Source organism: Micromonospora sp. NPDC051925, from assembly GCF_044548625.1.
Taxonomy (GTDB): domain Bacteria; phylum Actinomycetota; class Actinomycetes; order Mycobacteriales; family Micromonosporaceae; genus Micromonospora.
This window is the reverse complement of record NZ_JBIUCH010000007.1, coordinates 207,091-222,343: the sequence shown is the minus strand read 5'-3', so window position 1 is coordinate 222,343 and position 15,253 is coordinate 207,091. Positions and strand designations below refer to the sequence as shown.

The 15,253-nt window shown below is 72.7% G+C and carries 11 protein-coding genes; all 11 read right to left on the bottom strand.

Going from position 1 to position 15,253, the window contains the following annotated elements:
* Window positions 1-73 precede the first annotated feature (73 nt).
* On the bottom strand, window positions 74-1,018 hold the full coding sequence (locus ACIG87_RS11820) for a glycosyltransferase (RefSeq protein ID WP_396850444.1): 945 nt from the start codon (window positions 1,016-1,018) through the stop codon (window positions 74-76).
* An 89-nt stretch (window positions 1,019-1,107) separates the two neighbouring features.
* Window positions 1,108-1,938 carry a phosphatase PAP2 family protein gene (locus tag ACIG87_RS11815; RefSeq protein ID WP_396850443.1) on the bottom strand — a complete coding sequence of 277 codons (831 nt, stop codon included), beginning with the start codon at window positions 1,936-1,938 and terminating at the stop codon, window positions 1,108-1,110.
* Between the two features lie 316 nt (window positions 1,939-2,254).
* Window positions 2,255-3,496, bottom strand: coding sequence for a hypothetical protein (locus tag ACIG87_RS11810; RefSeq protein ID WP_396850441.1), 1,242 nt, complete (start codon window positions 3,494-3,496; stop codon window positions 2,255-2,257).
* Window positions 3,497-3,611: 115 nt separating this feature from the next.
* Window positions 3,612-5,117 (bottom strand): family 16 glycosylhydrolase, encoded by a 1,506-nt coding sequence (locus ACIG87_RS11805; RefSeq protein ID WP_396850439.1) that lies wholly within the window; start codon window positions 5,115-5,117, stop codon window positions 3,612-3,614.
* Between the two features lie 280 nt (window positions 5,118-5,397).
* Window positions 5,398-6,207 (bottom strand): shikimate dehydrogenase, encoded by an 810-nt coding sequence (locus tag ACIG87_RS11800; RefSeq protein ID WP_396850438.1) that lies wholly within the window; start codon window positions 6,205-6,207, stop codon window positions 5,398-5,400.
* A 569-nt stretch (window positions 6,208-6,776) separates the two neighbouring features.
* The gene (gene mltG, locus ACIG87_RS11795) at window positions 6,777-8,012 is read right to left on the bottom strand and encodes an endolytic transglycosylase MltG (RefSeq protein ID WP_396850436.1); all 1,236 of its coding nucleotides are present in this window, start codon (window positions 8,010-8,012) and stop codon (window positions 6,777-6,779) included.
* Window positions 8,009-8,470: a Holliday junction resolvase RuvX gene (gene ruvX, locus ACIG87_RS11790; protein ID WP_396850434.1), complete on the bottom strand. Its 462-nt coding sequence runs from the start codon at window positions 8,468-8,470 to the stop codon at window positions 8,009-8,011. Before ruvX ends, mltG begins: the two co-directional genes overlap by 4 nt.
* Window positions 8,471-8,542: 72 nt before the next feature.
* On the bottom strand, window positions 8,543-11,221 hold the full coding sequence (gene alaS / locus ACIG87_RS11785; protein ID WP_396850432.1) for an alanine--tRNA ligase: 2,679 nt from the start codon (window positions 11,219-11,221) through the stop codon (window positions 8,543-8,545).
* Window positions 11,218-11,523, bottom strand: coding sequence for a hypothetical protein (locus ACIG87_RS11780; protein ID WP_396850430.1), 306 nt, complete (start codon window positions 11,521-11,523; stop codon window positions 11,218-11,220). Before ACIG87_RS11780 ends, alaS begins: the two co-directional genes overlap by 4 nt.
* Window positions 11,524-11,554: 31 nt before the next feature.
* Window positions 11,555-12,016, bottom strand: a complete 462-nt coding sequence (locus ACIG87_RS11775; protein ID WP_067312329.1) for a DUF948 domain-containing protein — start codon at window positions 12,014-12,016, stop codon at window positions 11,555-11,557.
* A gap of 145 nt (window positions 12,017-12,161) precedes the next feature.
* Window positions 12,162-12,833 carry a hypothetical protein gene (locus tag ACIG87_RS11770; protein WP_396850429.1) on the bottom strand — a complete coding sequence of 224 codons (672 nt, stop codon included), beginning with the start codon at window positions 12,831-12,833 and terminating at the stop codon, window positions 12,162-12,164.
* Between the last annotated feature and the right edge of the window lie 2,420 nt (window positions 12,834-15,253).

Sequence of the window (15,253 nt, the reverse complement as noted above, 5' to 3'; positions counted from 1 at the left end):
GACGACCCACGGAGGACGAGAATCGCGCATCGACCGGGGGAGCCTGACACCGGGCTGCCGGTCCCGGCTGGCCTCATGCCTGTTCCTCCCACCGGAACGGCGGGACCGTCCCGGTGCTGGCGACCGTCCAGGAGGCCGCCCGGACCAGGTCGTCCGTGGTGACGGCGTCGGCCTCCCGGGCCAGCACCAGTCCCCGCCGGTCGAGTTCGCGGGCCATCTCGACCTGGTGGTCGTCGACGTGCTCGCCGTGCCGGGCCCGGCGCGGCACGTAGACGGCCCGGCGCCCGGCCCGCATCGCGGCCAGCGCCGAACCCACCCCGGCGTGGGTGACGATCACGTCGGCTTCCCGCATGGCCTGCTGCATCTCCGCGTGGGGCACCTGCTGGCGGGCCCCGGCCGGCATCCGCGGGATCCGGGTCGACCCGACCTGCCAGAGCACCTCCGCCTCGGCGGGCACCACGTCGACCAGGCGTTGCAGCAGGCGCGGAAATCCGAACCGGTCCTGGGTGCCGAGGGTCACCACGATCCGGGAGACCGGGCGCGGGGTGGCGGGTGCGGCCAGGTAACCGTCGAAGATGGAGCCGCCGTAGCGCCAACGGCCGTCCGCCCAACCCGGGTACTGGGTGTAGAGCCGGGTCCGGGGCACCCGGGCGACCAGCCGACCGGTCAACGACGGGCCCTCGGTCCGGGTGGCGCTCTCGATGTAGTGGCAGTCCAGGCCGTGCCGGGCGGCGGGCAGGAAGAACGACATGGCGACGCTGGCGCCGGTGCTGATCACCCGACGGAACCGTCCGCCGCAGAGCACCCGGCGGGCGGCCAGCAGATCGCGCAGCGCGCCCACCGGATCCCGGGTGGTGGCCGGCGGCACATGGATGACCTCGTGACCGTCGAGCAGCGAGCGGCTCTGCGGGGAGTCGAACGTCGCCCAGACGCAATCGTCCTGCACCCCGAGCCGGGGCAGCAGGTCGTGCAGCTCGGCGAGGTGCCCACCGGTGGAGGCGACGAGGAGGGTGGTCACGTCGGTGGCCCAACTTCCGTTCGAGGAGTGGTGGGGGCCGGGTCCGCACCGGCGCGGGGAGGGGTCACGCCGGTGCGGACGGGGAGGGTTCAGGTACCGGTCAGCACCCGGTCGTCGGGGGCGGCGACCGGCTCGGCCGGTGGGCGGACCCGACCGTCGGCGACCAGCACGGCGAGCACCATCACGCCGGTCAGCAGGGTGCCGAAGAACCACCCGCCGAAGACGTCGGTGAGCCAGTGCTTCTCGGCGTAGATGCGGGTGTATCCCTCCACCGAGACCAGCACCGCCAGGGCCGTGACCAGGCCGATCAGCACCCGGCGCGGAAGCCGCCAGGTCAGCGCGGCCAGCACCAGGACGGTGCCGAAGGTCATCAGCACCCGGGCGCAGCCGCCGGAGGGGTAGGTGCCCAGGTCGGTCGGCGGGTGGCCCCGGTCGACGACCACCTTGAGGATCTCCTGGGTGTACTGCTCGACGACGAACTGCAACGGCATCGCCACCAGTGGAATCCACCAACGGCGACGACGCCAGGCGACGGCGAAGAAGATCGCGGCCACCACGGTCACCCACTTGAGCGGGTAGCGGTCACCGATCGGGGAGATGAACAGGTTGACGTCTGCCCAGGCGTCGACCCGGCGGGCGTGCACGTAGTCGAAGACCGGGTGGTCGACGTGGGGTTCGAGCCGGGAGATCGCCTCACCGAGCGGCCAGCAGACGGTGATGATCGCGGCCGAGCCGGCCAGCAGCACCACCAGGGCCGCGCCGACCCGGCCGAACGCGGCGGTCAGCCCGGCGAGGGCGACCCGCACCCGTTCGGCCGTCCGGCCCGTGTCGACGGCCGAGGCCCACCGGGACGCCAGCACCGGAACGGTCACCAGCGGCACCAGCACGGCCAACACGGCGAGCCCGTAGACGAGGGTCACCGCCGGTCACCGCCGTCCGGTCCGTCGATGCCCGGGGCGCAGTCCACCCCGAGCCGAATGACGCGTGACGATCCCATCGTGCTCCCTGATTGTGCCGGCCGCCGGCCGGACCTCCCACACCCTGCGCCCCGGACGAGGTCCCCACACCGTCCCGGGTCGGACCGACCACGCCGTCGCCGGCCTGTGGTGATCGAGTGGGGTCACCCTAGTGGAACGTGAGCGCGACGGGTAGCGGCGATGACGGCAGTGTGGCTTTTCCCCGTTTTTCCGGTCGGGACCCCGACACTTGTTCCCAGTCAGCGGGAGAAACCGCCGGTCAGGGGCGGGGTGAGCCCAGCCGGTCGGCGAGGGTGTGCAGCAGCGCGGGGTGCAGCTTGTCACTCCAACCGCCCCCACCGGCGGCGAGTTCCGCCGTGCGCAACCACAGCTCGACGAGATAGGCATCGGCGACGAGTCGACGCCCGGCAGGGTCCAGGCCGAACGCCGCGCCGTACCGGTCCAGCACCTCGACCAGCTCCCCGGTCGCCCCCGCCACGTCCCGGCCGTGCAGCGACAGCGCACTCTGGAACCCCTGGTGGGCGAGGTCGAACCCGACCGGCCGGTCGGTGCCGCTGTTCTCCCAGTCCCAGGCGACCAACCGCCCCCGGTGACGGCCGAGGTTCCACGGCACCCAGTCGCCGTGCCAGTGACCGAACTCCACCAACCGGTCGCCGTCCCGCTCGGTGAGGGCGGCCAACGCCGCGACCACCGGACCGCCGGCGGTGGCGGCCCGCGCGGTCAGGGCGGCCAGGAACGCCGAACCACGCAACGGGCGGGGCGTTCCCGCCGGCCCGCCGCGCCGGGCCACCGCCAGCATCGCGGCCACCTCCGGCCGGTGCGGGTGGCGCAGTCGGCGCACCCGCGCCGGCATCGGCTCGACCAGGGTCACCGCCAGCTCGCCCCAGCTCACCTCGCGCAGCAGCCGGGGCACGTCCGGAAAGTCACCGCCGTCGCGGGGCAGCTCCCGCAGTGCGGCGGCCTCCGCGCGGACCATCGCCCGAGTCGCGTCGTTCCACCCGATCTTCGCGTACGCCCGCGCGACGCCCCGGTCGTCGAAGAGCTGCAACGTCGGCTTGTGGTGCGGGTCGGGCGGGCGGATGCCGATCGCGGCGTGCAACGCCCGCCCCTGCAGCCGGCCCAGGTGCTCGGCGAGCAGCAGTTCGGCCGGGTCGCCGTCGACAGGCACCGCCACGGTCAGCACCGGCATCCGGGCCAGCCCGGTCGCCCCGAGCCCGGCCAGCACACCGACCACCAGCCGGTTGGCCCGTACCCGGGGCGGTCGCAGCGCGTTGTACGCCAGGGTCGACGCCGCGCCGACCCGACGGGAGACCAGCGGGAGCAGGAACCTGGCCCGCTCGACCGAGGGCACCACGGCGTACCGGACGGCGGGGCGGTGGCCGTCGGGAACCGGGGCCGGGTCGGCCGCGACGCCGAGCCACAGCCGGGGGTCGCCGAAGATCGCCCGGGTCACCCAGCCCAGCCCGTCCTGCCGGGTCCGGGGGTCTGTCACCACCGTCATGCCCTCCACCTGTCCCGCCCGACCGCCGCGCGCTGGCGGACACGATAGGGGCAGTGGACAAACAGCCGCCCGGCGGGCCGGGGCCCGCCGGGCGGCGTACGGTGCCTGGTCCGGCTCAGCGTTGCCAGACGCGCACGTAGTCGACCCGGAAGTCGGCCGGGAAGCGGGTGGCCGCGTCGGGGTCACCCAGCCAGCCGCCGACCTGGAAGTTCAGCCGCAGGTTGAACGGCTTGTTGAAGGCCTCGTCGAACCACGGGGTGGTGCTGCGGTCACGCTGCCAGACCTGCCGGCCGTCGATGTACCAGCGGATCACCCCCGGCTCCCACTCCGTGGTGTACGTGTGGAAGCCGTCACCCGGGTGGCCGGTCGGGAAGTCCCAGCGCTGGTCCTGCTTGACCGGCGTGTAGTCGTAGAAGATCGCCTGGGTGGCGGCCTCGTAGTAGGACCCGCCGCCGGGCAGCTCCACCACGTCGATCTCACCCTTGCCACCGTCGTCGGGGCGCAGCCAGAACGCCGGCCACAGGCCCTTGGAGTCGGCCGGCCCGTTGGGCGACTTCGCCCGCATCTCGAAACGGCCGTACGTGAACGACGCCTTGCCGATGGTGTCCAGGTAGCTCTGGGTGTACTGCCGGGTCTGCGAGCTGCACACCGCGGTCTCCCGTTGCGCCCGCAGGGTCAGCACCCCACCGGAGACGAAGGTGTTGTCCGGGTCGTCGACGTTGCAGCCCCGGTCGATGTCGCGGCCCTCGTTGTCGCGCAGGTTCCACCGGTTCAGGTCGACGGTCGGCCCGGTGAACTCGTCGGACCAGACCAGCCGCCAACCAGGCACGTCGGTGCTGGGCCGGACCGTCGGCGTCGGGCTCGGCGCGACCGTGGTCGGCGCGGGCGGGCTGACCGTCCGGGTCGGCGTCGGCGTCACCGTACGGGTCGGCGACGGCGTCGGGGCGGCGGTGGTCGGCGGCACCGTGGTGACCGGCGGCCGGGTGGGCAGCCGTCCGCCGCGGCGGTAGGTCACCACCAGGCTGGGCCGGATCGCGGCCTTGGAGTTCTCCCGGGACGCCCAGTAGATCCGGGTGTTCCAGGTCTCCTGGGTCAACGCGAGAGTGACCTGGCCGTTGCCCTTGACCGCGCCGGAGACGTCCCACTCGTTGTAGCCCTGGGTGACCCGGTCGACGGCGGCCAGCTCCGGGCCGAGGACGGGCCGTCGGTGCCACGCCCCGGTCCCCACGGCGGTGCCCTGGGCGGCGTGGGCCCGGATCCGGGAGGAGAACTGCTGCCAGGCGTACACCCGCAGCGACGCCTTGACGTCGGTCGCGTCGGCGGGCAGGCCGCGCACCTGGAACTCCAGCACGGCGTCCCGCTGGCCGACGCGGTTGCCGTCACAGAGCTGCGGGCAGCTCGCCAGGGTGGTCTTGATCCCGTTGTCACCGTCCTGCGGGACCTGGGTGACCGTGGTGTCCGCGACGGCAGAGAGCACGATCGGCGGCACCTCGGCGGCGACCAGCGGCATCATCGTGGCCACGATGGCGCCGACCGCGGTGACACTGAGGACACTCAGGACGACGGCCTTGCGTCGGCCACTGATGGCCGGAAGGGCGCGGTGGATTCCGTGCCTGCTCAAGGAACACTCCCCGGGTGGGCGACGATTACCGGCAGCAGCGTATCGACCACGGGTGGATGTGGCAGGTTCGAAATCGAAGTGCCGACACGACTTAACCAAAGCATAAGAGAGAAGGGGTTGCTTTTCGCCGGCCAGCAGACGAATGCCGGCTTCCCGAGGTTACGCCTGATTGACCGGAAAGTCGGCGATGCAGGTCGCGGGTCAGCGACCGACAATGACTGACGGGTCAGCGGCGGCCCACGGTCGGGTCAGCAGCGCGCCCCGACCAGGGCCGCGCGGGTCAACGACGCGCCCCGACCAGGGCCGCGCGCATCGCGTCCACCGGTGCCGGTACCCCGGTGAACTGCGTGAACTGGCCGACGGCTTGGGCCAGCAGCAGATCCAGCCCGGAGACCACCCGGCGACCGGCTGCCAGCGCCGAGGCGGCCAGCGGGGTCGGCCACGGGTCGTACAACGCGTCGAAGAGCACCGTGGACGGTCCCCAGTCGACCTCGGCCGCCAACAGGTCGGCGACCCCCTTCGGCACGGTGGAGACGACCAGGTCGGCGTGGGTGTGCGCGGCGGCGTCGGACCAGTCCACCGCGACCAGTTCCACCCCGACCGCCGCCGCCACCGGCCCCAGCTGCGCCACGGCCGCCGGGCGGCGGGCCACCACGGTCACCTCGGTCGCGCCGAGCCGGGCGGCGGCGGCGAGGGCGGCCCGCGCGGTGCCCCCGGCGCCGAGCACCGTGACGGCGGCCCCGGGGAGCACCCCGGCCGAGGTCAGCACGGCCACCATGCCGGTGACGTCGGTGTTGTCGGCGTACCAGGAGCCGTCGGGACGACGTACCAGCGTGTTGGCCGCGCCGACGGCGGCGGCGACCGGCGACGCCCGGTCGGCCACCGCGAGCGCCGCCTCCTTGCCGGGCATGGTCACCGAGAGCCCGGCCCACTCCGGGCCCAGGCCGGCGACCAGGGCCGGCAGCTCCTCGGCGTCGCACTCGATCCGGGTGTACGACCAACCGTCGAGCCCGGCGGCGGCGTAACCGGCGTTGTGGATCACCGGGGAGAGGGAGTGCGCGATCGGCCGGCCGAGTACCGCCGCCCTCACCGGCAGCTCCCTCCACTCAGCATCGATCTACGAAGGTCTCAGAGCTTGACCGAGGCCGAGCAATTACCAACGCCAGTCCGACAGATCCTGATATCGTAAGTGGATCGCGCAAGCCAGGCAACCCCCTGCTCGGAACTACTACAGACCGAGTCGCCCACCCACGTCCAGGATCCACCGGAAGGTCGCTCCTGCCACTGCGCACAGTGACCATCACTAAGAGTGTCGGTGGCGAAAAGTTCCCACAGGCCGTTCTGGTAATAAGTATACCGACCACTGGCGCCGGTTGTAGACAGAGTCGCAGCCTGCGCAGGAGCAGCCGCCCCCGCGATCAAAAGCAGTGAGATGCCCGCGACGCTTACGACCCGCCCCGTCACTCTGGTCTTCTTCATGACCACCTCCTATAGCTCGAAGCGGTTCATTTAACATAGATACCCAAGAGTATGGAAGCCCCCCATTTCATCCGGAAAGCCCTGACCGCAACATGCATGCACCCTACGGACAGCAGGGCCGCAACAGCTCAACGCCTAGAACAGCCAACACCCGCACGTTGACAAGAACTTAAGGCACCGCTATCTGCAGTTCTCGCCTGAAAGTACGCCATTTCGGCACATTGTGCGCCGCAACTGCAGGTAATCGGCGTCATTGGACCCATAGCCCATGGTGCCCTTTTTGTCCGTGGTCATGAAGTAAATCCAATCGCCTGGGGGTGCGTTCATGGCACCCTTGAGGGCGTCCTCACCTGGGTTGCTGATGGGCGTAATCGGAAGACCGGAAACATCGTGGGTGTTGTAGGGATTTTTAGGGTCGTTGATTTCACTCTGTTTAAGATCATCAGAATCCTTCGGATCCTTGCCTTGCAAGCGGAGCCAGTAGTTGATCCCGCTGTCAATTCCGAGACATTTACAGCCGATCTTCTCCGCGTAGACCCGGTTGTAGATCACCCGGGCCACCTTCGGCATGTCCACGTGGTTCACCGACTCGGCCTGCGCGATGGAGGCCGTGATCAACGCCTCGTACGGCGAGATGCCCCGGTCGGCCTCCACCGTCTCGACGAACTTCATCTCCCCGGTGACGTCGAGGAACTTCTCCACCATCATCGACAGGATCTGCGCGGCGGTCGCCTTCGGCGGAAGCTCGTAGGTGGCCGGATAGAGGAAGCCCTCCAGACTCCGCGCCGCCTTCTTGCCGTCCTTGCGGTTGAACCAGAACTCCGGCACCCCCAGCTTGACCGGGTCCTTGGCGGCGGCCTTGAACTCGCCGACCGGGATCTTGGTCTCCTTGGCGAGCAGGTCGTAGATCGCCAAGGTGATCATGCCCTCGGGGATGGTGACCCCGTTGACCACGCGGCTCTTGGGGTCCAGCAGCAAGGTGAGCGCGTCGGCGGCGCGCATCTCCTTCTTGACCTTGTACCGGCCGACCTGGATGTTCTTGCTACGCGCGTTCTCGTCGGCCGCCTCGACGAAGGCCTTGGTGCTCTTGACCACACCGGCGTCGTAGAGGGAGTTGCCGATGTCGGTGGCCGTGTCGCCCTGCTTGACGTCGACCAGCGCCTCACCGGTGCCCGGACCGTCGAAGTCCGGCGTGACGAAGTGGCTACGGACCCGGTCGAAGCCGTAGAAGGCACCGCCACCGATGCCGCCCAGCAGCACCAGGGCCATCAGCAGAGCGAAGATGGTCTTGCCGGGCCCGCCGCCCGACTTGCCGCCGCCCGACTTGCCGTTGCGTCGGTTGACGAAGCCACGCCGGTGTCGGCCCTTCTCCCCCCTCTCCTGCTCGTCGAACCCGAGGTCCAGATCGTCGATCATTCCGTCCGCCTCCGCTGCGCTTCCAGCCAGCTCTGCAGGATCTCGACCGCGGCGGCCTGGTCCACCACCGCGCGTTGGCGCTTTCCCCGGACGCCCCGCTCGGCAAGCCTACGAGACGCGACGACCGTTGACATCCTCTCGTCGGTGAGCGTCACCGGAACCGGCGCTATCACCTCGGCCAGCCGGTTGGCGTACGCCGACACGTGCTGGGCGGCGGGGCCGAGTTTGCCGGCGAGGTTGACCGGAAGGCCGACGACGACCTCGACGGCCTCGTGCTCGGCGATGAGGTGGGCCAGTTCGGTGAGATCGCTCGGCACCGCGTCCGGGCCGGTGGTCAGGTCCCGGGCCAGGGTGACCAGCGGGGTGGCCAGCACCCCGTGCGGATCGGACCGGGCCACCCCCACCCGGACCTGACCGACGTCGACGCCCAACCGGACCCCGCGCGACAACTCACCCATGGCGGGTCATGTCCCCACTGTGACGAGCCAGGGCGGACCGCGTCGGTCCGCCCTGGCCCACTGGCTTCCCCGTCACGCGTCGGCGATCGCCTTCTCGACCGTGAGCAGCAGCTTCGGCGCCTCGGCGGCGGGCAGGCCACCACCCTGCGCGACGTCCGGGCTGCCGCCACCCCGACCGGAGAAGGCCGCCTTCACCAGGTCGTTCGCCGCCAGGCCGCGTCCCCGGGCCGCCGCGTTCACGGCCACCACCAGGGATGCCTTGCCGTTCGATCGGGCCGCCACGGCGACCACCGCCGGCCGCGCCGGGTCGATCTTGCCGCGGATCTCCTGGGCCAGGGTCCGCACGTCGTTGCCGGCCGCGCCCTCGGGCGCCTCGGTGCCGACGTACGCCACCCCGCGGACGTCCTTCGCCTGCCCGGCCAGCGCCGCCGCCCCGCCCAGCACCAACTGGGCGCGGAGCTTCTCCAACTCCTTCTCGGCGTCGCGCAGCTGGGTGACGGTCTGCTCCACCCGGTCGGCGACCTGCTCACCGGGCACCCGGAACAGCTCCGCCAGCCGGGAGACCAGCAGGTGCTCGCGGGCCAGGAAGCCGAACGCGTCCATGCCGACCAGCGCCTCGATCCGGCGTACCCCGGAACCCACCGACGCCTCGGAGAGGATCTTCACCAAACCGAGCTGGGCCGAGCGGGCCACGTGGGTGCCGCCGCACAGCTCCCGGGCGTAGTCGCCGACCTCGACGACCCGGACCCGCTCGCCGTACTTCTCGCCGAACAGCGCCATCGCGCCGATCCGCCGCGCCTCCTCCTGGGTGGTGATGAAGGCGTTGACCTCGAGATCGGCCAGCAGCACCTCGTTGACCTGCTGCTCCACGTCGTGCAGCACGCTCGGCGACACCCCGGTCGGGGTGTTGAAGTCGAACCGCAGCCGACCCGGCGCGTTCAACGAACCCGCCTGGGTGGCCGACTCGCCGAGGAAGTTACGCATGGTCTGGTGCACCAGGTGGGTCGCGGTGTGCGACCGGGAGATCGCCCGCCGTCGGGTCACGTCGATCTCCGCGTAGCCGGTCTCCCCGGCTCGCACCTCACCCCGGACCACCTTCGCCCGGTGCACGATCAGCCCCGGCACCGGCTGCTGCACGTCGAAGACCTCGACCTGGCCGCCACCGACGGTGATCAGCCCCTGGTCGGGCTGCTGGCCGCCGCCCTCGGCGTAGAACGGGGTGGTGTCGAGCACCAGCTCGACGGTGTCCCCCTCGACCGCCGCGCCGACCGTCGCGCCACCGCTGAGCAGCGCCCGGACCCGGGACTCCCGGGTCAGCTCGGTGTAGCCTGTGAACTCCACCGCGCCGCCGTCGTCGCGCACCGACCGGTACGCCGACACGTCGGTGTGCCCGGTCTTGCGGGCCTGCGCGTCGGCCTTGGCCCGGTTGCGCTGGTCGGCCATCAGCCGGCGGAAGCCCTCGGCGTCGACCTGGAGGCCCTGCTCGGCGGCGATCTCCAGGGTCAGGTCGATCGGGAAGCCGTAGGTGTCGTGCAGCTGGAACGCCTTGTCGCCGGAGAGCGCCGGCTTCCCCGCCGCCCGGGTCTCCGCGATCGCGGTGTCCAGGATCGTGGTGCCGGCCCGCAGCGTGGACAGGAAGGCGTCCTCCTCGGCGTACGCGTACTGGGAGATCCGGTCGAACTCCTGGGCCAGCTCCGGGTACGACGGGGACATGCAGTCCCGGGCCACCGGCAGCAGCTCCGGCAGCGCCCGCTCCTGCCAGCCCAGCAACCGCACCGCCCGGATCGCCCGCCGCATGATCCGGCGCAGCACGTAGCCACGCCCCTCGTTGCTCGGGGTGACCCCGTCACCGATCAACATCAGCGCGGTGCGCACGTGGTCGGCGACCACCCGCAGCCGTACGTCGTCCGGGTGCGACTCGCTGGCCACGTGCCCGGAGTGCGCGCCGTACCGCTTGCCGGTCAGCTCGGCGGCCCGGTCCAGGATCGGCCGCACCTCGTCGATCTCGTACAGGTTGTCGACGCCCTGGAGGATCGAGGCCATCCGCTCCAGGCCCATGCCGGTGTCGATGTTCTGCGCCGGCAGGTCACCCAGGATCGGGAAATCTTCCTTCCCGCTGCCCGGACCCCGCTCGTACTGCATGAAGACCAGGTTCCAGAACTCCATGTAACGGTCCTCGTCGACCGCCGGACCACCCTCGCGGCCGTACTCCGGGCCCCGGTCGTAGAACAGCTCGGAGCAGGGCCCGCACGGGCCGGGGATGCCCATCGACCAGAAGTTGTCCGCCTTGCCCCGGCGGACGATCCGCTCGGCCGGCACCCCCACCGACCGCCAGATCTCGAACGCGTCGTCGTCGTCGAGGTAGACCGTCGGCCAGATCCGCTCCGGGTCCAGCCCGTAGCCGCCCTCGGCGACCGGCTTGGTGACCAGGTCCCAGGCCAGCGGGATCGCCCCGGACTTGAAGTAGTCGCCGAAGGAGAAGTTGCCGTTCATCTGGAAGAACGTGCCGTGCCGGCTGGTCTTGCCGACCTCGTCGATGTCCGGCGTACGCAGACACTTCTGCACACTGACCGCCCGCCGGTACGGCGGGGTCTGCTGCCCCAGGAAGTAGGGGACGAACTGCACCATGCCGGCGTTGACGAACAACAGGTTCGGATCGCTGATGGCGGGCAGCGGAGCGGACGGCACCACGGTGTGACCGTTCGCCTCGAAGTGGGCGAGGTACCGCCGCTTGATCTCCGCCGTCTTCATCGCTGGTGTTCCTCCGGAAAGATCTCTCGGTCACCGATACGCGGGTCCTCCCGCAGCTCGGCGAACTGGTCGTCGAACGCCTCACCTCGGGCGAACGCCTCGTGGATCTCCTGCTCGCGCTCGGCCATCCCGGTCCGCACGTCCTCCACGAAGCTACGCAGCGACTCGACCAGACCGCCAGCGGATTCGGACAGCCCACTGGCGATCCCGGCCGGGGTGTACGCCTGGGCGGTCCGGGTGGCCTTGCGGACCACCAGCACGCCCACGGCCAGCCCGATGCCGAGCCAGAAAAGTCGCCTCATGTCTCATTCCTCCTGTGCGACGCCGGCCGGGTCAGCTGTTGCCGCGCCGGGCAGCCCGACGCTGCTGCTTGATGGTGTCGCGCACCTCACGCTCGGTCTCCGCGGTACGCCGGGCCGAGGCGGCCCGACGGACGCCGTACCCGAAGGCCGCCACCTTCACCAGCGGGTTCGCCGCGGCGGCCGAGACGACGGTGGCCAGGTTCGCCACGTTGGCGGTGACGTTCTGCGCGTGGCTGGTCATCGTGTCGACCTTCGCCAACTGGAGGTTCACCCCGTCGAGGGAGGTCTGCACCTGCTCCAGGGCGACGTTGACGTTCTTCACCGTGGTGTTGACGTCCCCCAGCAGCGGGGCGGTCTGCTCGTTGAGGTCGTTGATCATCCGGGTCGTCGCGTCCACGGTGTGGCGCAGCCGCAGGATCGGCACCGCCAGCACGAGCACCAGCATCAGGAACGCGCCGGCCGCGATCAGCGCAGCGATCTGTCCACCATCCACGCATGTCCTCCTCAAGCAGGGTTCCGGGGCCCGACGCCCCGGAACACGCGACCCGGATACCCGCCGTCGCGGCGTGACCCGTGGGGTCATCGGGAGCAGGCGGGCCTGCCAGCCCCAGACCCTACCGTCCGTGATGGAAGCCGGCTCAGGACGGTGAGCGTGTCAGGCCGTTGAGCGGATCATCGGTGATCGTCGGGAACGGGTCCTCACCGGTCAGTGACGGGTCGGTGCTCGGCTGTGGCCGGGTCCGCTCGTCGTCGATCGCGTTGCGGACCTTCACCGACACCAACGAACCGGTGCACTCCCCCGCTGCGGGTGCGGCCGGGGCGGACGGCGGGACCGCCGGTTCCCCGCTCACCGGCGGCGGCGTGCAGGTCGGTTCCCGCACCCAGAGATCGAGGGTCAGCTCGTCCCGCCGCCAGCAGGTGTAACTGCCCTTGGCCGGCTGCTCCGGGCACCGGGTCACCTTCCACGGCCGCCATCCCTGCGACCGCAGGGCCTGCTCGTAGACCCGGTTGGTCTCCTCCGGCGCGCGGTCGGAATCCACGGTGCGCTCACGCAGCCGGCAGTCCTGCAGGCACCAACGGCTGCCGCTGACGTTGTCCACCGTCTTCACCGTCGCCCAGCCCGGCACGCCCAGCTCGTCGAGGGTGTCGAAGACCGGATCCCGGCTCAGTGTCCGCATCCCGAAGTAGAGCGGGAGCGCCCCGAGCAGCACCACACTGACCAGTACCAGGATGCCCAGCCGCAGGCGACGCCGTTCCCCGGTCCGGCGACGCGGCTCGGCACCGGTCGGGCCGCCGGAGTCGGCACCCATCGGGCCGTCCTCCGTCGCCGGGCGCAGCGGCCCGCCGCCGGTCGGCTCGTCCGGATCGGACCGAGCCCCGTCCGGTGGCGCCACCCGGGCCACACCCGGACCGTCGACCCGACCGGCCGACGGGACGGCAGCGACACCTGCCGCCTCTGCCCGGTCGGGCGGGCGCACCGGCGGGGCCGCCCGGCCGACGGACTCCGCCGGTCCGGCACCGGGCCGTACGCTCGGCGCGGTGGCCCGGGCCACCGCCGCCGCGGCGACGACCCCGCCCGCACCGGTGGCCCGGGGACCGGCATCGGACTGCGGTCCGGAGCGCCGGCCGTCGTCCGGCGGCCCCGCCGGACGACGCGGTTCATCCGGGGGTACGGGCGGGCGGGCGACGCCGGTGACCGAGCCGGTGGCGGGGCTGTCCGGGCGGGCGGTGCCGGTGAGCGAGCCATCCGGGCGGGCGGTGCCGCGCGACGGTGCGCCGGGACGCGGCGCCCTCGGGTCGGGTGCGCCGGGACGCGGGCCCGCCGGGGCGGCTGCGTCGGGGCGGGGGCCAGCCCCGGCGGCCCCCTCCGGGCGAGGCCCGGCGGCACCGCCCGGGACCGGGGCACCGACCCGGGGAGCGCCGGACGTCGGTGCCGCCGCTGAACCGGCCGGTCCCGAACCATCGGGCATGCGTGCTGCCGGCCCGGGGCCGCCGGGACGCGGACCACCCGCGGGCGGCGCAGAGCCGGGCACCGGCACGGAAGCCGATCCCGCAGCCCGCGGACCCCCGGGCACCGACCCGGGACCACCGGCACGCGGACCCCGAGTCGGGTCCGGTGCCGGACCGGGATCGGGGTGGGCCCCTCGGACCGGGCGGTGGTCGTCCCCCGTCGGCCCGGGAACGGGACCGGCCGACCGGCCGGGGGTCCGCTCGGGCGGGGTCGGGCGGACCGCACCACGGGCCGGGCCGGGCTGAACCGGCCCGGCAGTCCCGGGCTGAACCGGCCTGGATGTGCTGGGCTGAACCGTCCTGGATGTGCCGGGCTGATCCGGCCGGGCCGGGCCGGGCTCGATGTCGGTCCGTTCCGGGCCACCGGGCCCACCCCGGCGCACGGGGGCGGCCGGACCCGCTCCGCCCGGCGGCGTCGCCCGGTTGAGCACCCGCAGGGCGGGGTCGGTGTGCGAGGTACGCCCGGCCTGCCGCAGCCAGTCCGCCGGCCGATCAGGCCGGTCGCCACGCGGCCGGTCCCCCTGGGCGGGCGCGGTCGGGGCCGGCTGACCGGCCGTTCCGCCCTCGTCCGGCCGACTCCGCCGGCCCCGCGGTTCGTCGGCGTCCGGGCGAGCCCGAGAACCGGACGGTCCGTCCTCGGTCGGGCTGCGCCATCCTCCCGACGGCTCCTCGCCGTCCCGGCGGGTCCGACGACCCACGGGCCCGTCGCCGTCCGGTGCGGGGCGGTGGACGGCCGCCTCGGCGTCGTCGGGGCGGGCCCGCCGGCCCGCTGGTGCGGCGACGTCGGTGGGCGGGCGGCGACGCCCGTTGTCGTCCCGGGCAGCCGGGTCGGGCCGACCGGCACCGGGAACCGACCGGGCCGACGGAGCACCCGGAACGGGCGAGGTCGGCGGGACATCGGGCAGCGGCGGCGCGTTGCCGGTCAGCGGCACCACAGGCTCGTCCGGCTCGGCGGCGCGACGGCGGCCACCCCGCTCGGCGGCCGGCCGCTCACCGGGATCGCGGACAGGGGTGGACGATGCCTCGGCACGGCGACCGACCGAGGCCCGTGGGCCGGGTGCGGTCGCATCCGGCCGGGGGCCGCCACCCCCCGGTGCCGTCGGGGCGGGACGCGGCCCGCCGACCGTCGGCACCGGTAGCCCTTCGGCGTCGGACGGGGCTCCCGCCGCGGCACGGGGTGCGCCGGTCGGGTGCGCCGGAGTGGTCGGAGGACCAACGGGGCCCATCCCGGGTCGGCCCGCCGGGTCGACCGGACCAGGCCGTCGACCTGTCGACCGGTCGTCGGGCACGGTCCGGCGACTGCGCAGGGATGGACCGGCGGGTGCCGGAACTCCCCGCCGCTCATCGGGTACGGCCCGACCGCCCGGGGGTGGACCGGCAGGTGCCGGAGCGCCGGAGGGCTCGTCGGCGGTTGCCGGGACACCGGGGGGGCCGACGGGTGCCGGAGCACCGGGCCCCGCCCAACCGACAGGTGGCGCCTGACCGGAGGGGACCGAAGCCCGGCCCGGACCGGAGCCGGGGACCGAAGCACGAGCCGGACCAGTGCCGGGGACCGAAGCCCGGCCAGGACCAGCGCCGGGGACCGAAGCACGAGCCGGGCCGGAGCCGCCGGCGGGGTCGGGGTGAGACGGCTCCTCGGGCCGCTGCGGGCCGGGACGGCCGACCGAAGCCGGACCCGGCCAGGGTCCTTCACCCGGGCGGGGGCGTTGTTCGGGGGCTG